This is a genomic window from Solemya velum gill symbiont (assembly GCF_002020255.1).
GTDB lineage: Bacteria > Pseudomonadota > Gammaproteobacteria > Chromatiales > Chromatiaceae.
Genome location: NZ_MPQG01000032.1, coordinates 1 through 3,451, shown reverse-complemented (window position 1 = coordinate 3,451; position 3,451 = coordinate 1). Strand labels below are relative to the sequence as shown.

8 protein-coding genes are annotated in these 3,451 nt (G+C 44.7%); 5 read left to right on the top strand and 3 right to left on the bottom strand.

Annotated features, from left to right (window positions below; genetic code table 11):
- Window positions 1-238: 238 nt before the first annotated feature.
- The 4 genes from BOW06_RS13135 to BOW06_RS12720 all read left to right on the top strand — a co-directional run bounded on the left by BOW06_RS13135 (window position 239) and on the right by BOW06_RS12720 (window position 1,644).
- Complete coding sequence (locus BOW06_RS13135) at window positions 239-412, top strand: hypothetical protein (RefSeq protein ID WP_155276157.1); 174 nt, start codon at window positions 239-241, stop codon at window positions 410-412.
- The gene (locus BOW06_RS12725; protein WP_078454105.1) at window positions 405-872 is read left to right on the top strand and encodes a hypothetical protein; all 468 of its coding nucleotides are present in this window, start codon (window positions 405-407) and stop codon (window positions 870-872) included. Before BOW06_RS13135 ends, BOW06_RS12725 begins: the two co-directional genes overlap by 8 nt.
- Window positions 873-982: 110 nt before the next feature.
- Window positions 983-1,105 (top strand): hypothetical protein, encoded by a 123-nt coding sequence (locus tag BOW06_RS13310; protein WP_256857645.1) that lies wholly within the window; start codon window positions 983-985, stop codon window positions 1,103-1,105.
- A 257-nt stretch (window positions 1,106-1,362) separates the two neighbouring features.
- Entirely contained in the window at window positions 1,363-1,644 is a 282-nt protein-coding gene (locus BOW06_RS12720; protein WP_043117291.1) for a hypothetical protein, read from the top strand.
- Window positions 1,645-1,661: 17 nt separating this feature from the next.
- Here BOW06_RS12720 and BOW06_RS12715 read toward each other — a convergent pair whose 3' ends face one another.
- Window positions 1,662-2,276 (bottom strand): phosphoribosyltransferase, encoded by a 615-nt coding sequence (locus tag BOW06_RS12715; RefSeq protein ID WP_078454107.1) that lies wholly within the window; start codon window positions 2,274-2,276, stop codon window positions 1,662-1,664.
- Window positions 2,277-2,572: 296 nt separating this feature from the next.
- Here BOW06_RS12715 and BOW06_RS13130 point away from each other — a divergent pair, with 296 nt between their 5' ends.
- On the top strand, window positions 2,573-2,734 hold the full coding sequence (locus BOW06_RS13130; RefSeq protein ID WP_155276158.1) for a hypothetical protein: 162 nt from the start codon (window positions 2,573-2,575) through the stop codon (window positions 2,732-2,734).
- A gap of 270 nt (window positions 2,735-3,004) precedes the next feature.
- Here BOW06_RS13130 and BOW06_RS13380 read toward each other — a convergent pair whose 3' ends face one another.
- Together BOW06_RS13380 and BOW06_RS13305 are read right to left on the bottom strand one after the other, a co-directional pair.
- On the bottom strand, window positions 3,005-3,313 hold the full coding sequence (locus BOW06_RS13380) for a glycosyltransferase family 61 protein (protein ID WP_078462615.1): 309 nt from the start codon (window positions 3,311-3,313) through the stop codon (window positions 3,005-3,007).
- On the bottom strand, window positions 3,267-3,451 hold a 185-nt coding region (locus BOW06_RS13305), incomplete at its 5' end, for a hypothetical protein (RefSeq protein WP_230209688.1). The genes BOW06_RS13305 and BOW06_RS13380, both read right to left, overlap by 47 nt.

Genomic DNA, 3,451 nt, shown 5'->3' with positions numbered 1-3,451 from the left:
ACTGAACAATCGTCCCCGAAAATGTCTTGGCATTAAAACGCCCAATCAAGTATTTTTCGGGATTAACCCATCCGTTGCACTAGTGAGTTGAATCCGCGGTATGTATTACCTGAATGTCATAGAAAAAACATTAAACCCATACTTTCTACGGATGTCTACTTTCTGCTACGACTATGATCAGTCAATGTCCTTGACTTCCTTCTCCGGACGGTTCACCAATCATTCCAATGAGGTACTGATGAGCAGAAAAAGCAAATACGGTTCCAATAATCTGCTGTCGCCGGTAAAGTATGCCAAACCTTACCAGGAACGATTGGAAAGTAGCTGGATTATTCTTAGCATTTCAGGTTATCCTGATCTGTTAGCTGAAAGCAGTAAATTTATCTTTGTCCGAGTGAATGAAAATGAGTGAAACACTGTTAGAAAAACATGAACCCCTTGTTATAGAAATAGGTGAACAGTACCTGGATAACATGGAGGTAGAGCTTGGCAAAAAATATAAAAACACGGAGCATCATGTCAATGCCGGGCTTTCTGACGATCAAAGTACAGATCTGAGATACAAGTACGATCTCACCATTAATGAGTTTTCAGAAATCTATTCCAGTTTCATCAAGATGAAGCCGGGGCAACATCTTCAGCAGGTCCTGAATGCTTTTGTCGCATCAGGTGGCAATGTCGATATCGAGCCTGCCTATGATGAAGAGTCGCAGCGCTTAAACGTGACTGTGCAATACGTCATCAAGGATAACACTCTGGACAATATCGAAGGCCTCTCTGCCATGGAGAACCTGGTAATGAGAATGAATGCAATGATCCAGATTGAAAACGTACTGTCAGGATCAAACCCGGATGGCACCCCTGATTTTTAATGTTAAATAGCAATCCGCTCAAAAGTTCAGTTAAGAAGACTCCTGCAGACCCTGTTCCTACCGTTCTTCCGGAGGAATTATACTGCCTCCGAACTGGCCGGGGTTACCCAGTGTCGGCTGAAGAGATGCCGGAAATCACTATCAATGCCACCTGTTCACTGACCTACAAGGAGTCGGTTAACGCAAAAGCCCCCCCCGCAATATCAAGCAAAAAGGTCACCTCGTCATCGTAAAAGGCACAGTCTCGGAAAACAGGAAAAAAATATACTGCCATTGTCGAGATAGACCAGGCAGGATATATACGTAACCTGTTTGAAAAGGGCGGCATTTATTGTCGCCCTTTTTTCCTCCTGGAGATCAAGGGATCGATAGATTTTAGGAAATTCCTTGGTGATTATGAATACCACAAATAATCAAATAATTGCGAATTCTTGGCGCCACATGTATTAGAGACTGCTAATATAATGTGCATGAGAGGCAGGTACACGCAATGGCATACGAAAATAAAGTAGACGATTTAGTTGGTAACTTTGTTGCAGAATTTCAAAGGGAATTGATCACTGCAAGAAATATAGAGTCTTATCTGGACGATGAGATACCAAAACTGGTTGCTGGATATCCTGATGCTGTCTACCACCCGAAAGAGCAGCGGGAACCGGTGAAAACCCAATTTATTGCCCAGACTGGTGGCCGTTTGAGCAACGGTGTTCCAAGAGTATTAAGTGCCGAAATTATTAATGGCTACCCTTTAGGTGTCTATTTTCCAAGATAGCGGCAATCCATTTCACATTATTCAACTCTCTTTCTAATTAAACTCAGAAGATGGCTTAACTGATCTTCGGGTAAGCGCAAACCATAAGTGTTGAGAAGCCAATCAGCCGCCTGGTCTGAATCAGCTGGCGGAGGTGTCATTTCTAGCAAGAATCCGCCCACATCTTCTACAACCGCCCATGGATAAATGAGCCAGTGCCATTTATCCAGGGATTCAGCCACGTATTCAGCCCTCACTGGTGAACAGCTCTTTTCATGCAGTACGGCGATACGCACTTCAGTTGGGCCCAGGCTTTCGAGATGAGATCGAGCGATCTTCAGGGTATCGCCCGTATCGTTGACATCATCAACAAGCAAGATGCGTTGACCCGCGACATCCATACACAGCGGATACTTTACAAAGGCCTGTTGCTCATGGACAGCCGCCTTGCTGTAATGCACTACGCGAATGCTGGTTAAGTTGAAAAGACCCAGTACATCGCACAACACCCTCGCCGGGGTGAAACCACCACGGGAGATGGCCACGACAAGATCCGGATGATAATCACTGGCACGGATCTCCTCTGCCAGTTTATAGACCAGGTCGTAGACCGTCTCCTGGGAAACCAATTCACAACGCAGACGCTCAGCCATTTCGATACCCTCTGTTCTGAACACTACACACAATTAGAAGGTGCATTTTTCTTACACGAAACGCAAGTCGAATTCACTTGCTGACGTCATTCGTAGATTTGATCTGTCATTTCGGACGGTAGTTATACGATTTTGGAACTCCCCGCTTTTTCACCAGATTTAATTGCATATCAACAAACCAGCGTCTAGCCTTAATAGTGTAAGAGCATCTGGAAACTATCAGGAGGAATTCATGGCTATTTCAAGACGGAAGTTCCTGGCAATGGCTGTCGCAGCGATTGCCTCACCGAGTCTTATTGCACATCCTGGACCGCATCACCACCCACATCGCCCTGGTCCACGACTACGGCCGTTGCGCCCTCACCGCCCTCTTCGCAGAAGAAGGCTTCATCCAAGACGAAGAGTTATCTGGAGAAGAGTCCATCACCGGAGGCACCTGGTTGTTCCTCTCGCTTTAGCAATAGGATGGGAGCTCTTTTTTGACGGCAGACCCCATACAGTGGTAGTAGTCAATCCAGACAGTGTTGTTGTCCGCGATTTGTCGAATAACGAGAAGGAGATCCCGGTCGTTTTTGAAGATACTGCCGACAACATATCCGACATTCATGATTGGGATTATTGAATAATCAATCTGTGATCGACCTGGAAATCAGGTCAACGGCCCATGAGAAATCATGGGCCGATTTTAAGAAATACCAAGGGGCTATAATTAGGAATGCCCCTTTAATTTAGTCAAGAACTCTTACTATTTTATCGATACTGTTCAACTTTGAATTTGATTTCCAGGCGTCTAAACCAGGTGTCAGATTTTCCATATCAGCATAATGGTCACTATGGAAAAAGAGATTCTGTTTCAAAGTTGATGCTATTAAAAAGAGATTGTAACTGAATCTGTCGCACCTTCTGAAGACATCAATTCTGCCTCGATAATTCTGAAAAAATATCAAGGTGTGAAAGGCTGACCCATCTATACCGGCGATTCTTTCAGCATCACAAAGCATCTCCAGTTGTTCTTTTATGCGATGCTTTTCCGGCACAAAAATGATCCAGCCTCTTTTCTGAAGAGCATCTTCTACCTGATCCTCCCCCAATAAGTTGGTCCACCCTTATGATGAGAAAAACGGAGGACCAAAAATGGGAATCAAGCGACACAAACCGGAAGAGATCGTCCAGAA

Excerpts from the sequence above, each read along its gene's own strand:
- BOW06_RS13135 (WP_155276157.1), top strand. The coding sequence starts at position 239 with ATGAGCAGAAAAAGCAAATACGGTTCCAATAATCTGCTGTCGCCGGTA.
- BOW06_RS12725 (WP_078454105.1), top strand. The coding sequence starts at position 405 with ATGAGTGAAACACTGTTAGAAAAACATGAACCCCTTGTTATAGAAATA.
- BOW06_RS12720 (WP_043117291.1), top strand. The coding sequence starts at position 1,363 with ATGGCATACGAAAATAAAGTAGACGATTTAGTTGGTAACTTTGTTGCA.
- BOW06_RS12715 (WP_078454107.1), bottom strand. The coding sequence starts at position 2,276 with ATGGCTGAGCGTCTGCGTTGTGAATTGGTTTCCCAGGAGACGGTCTAC.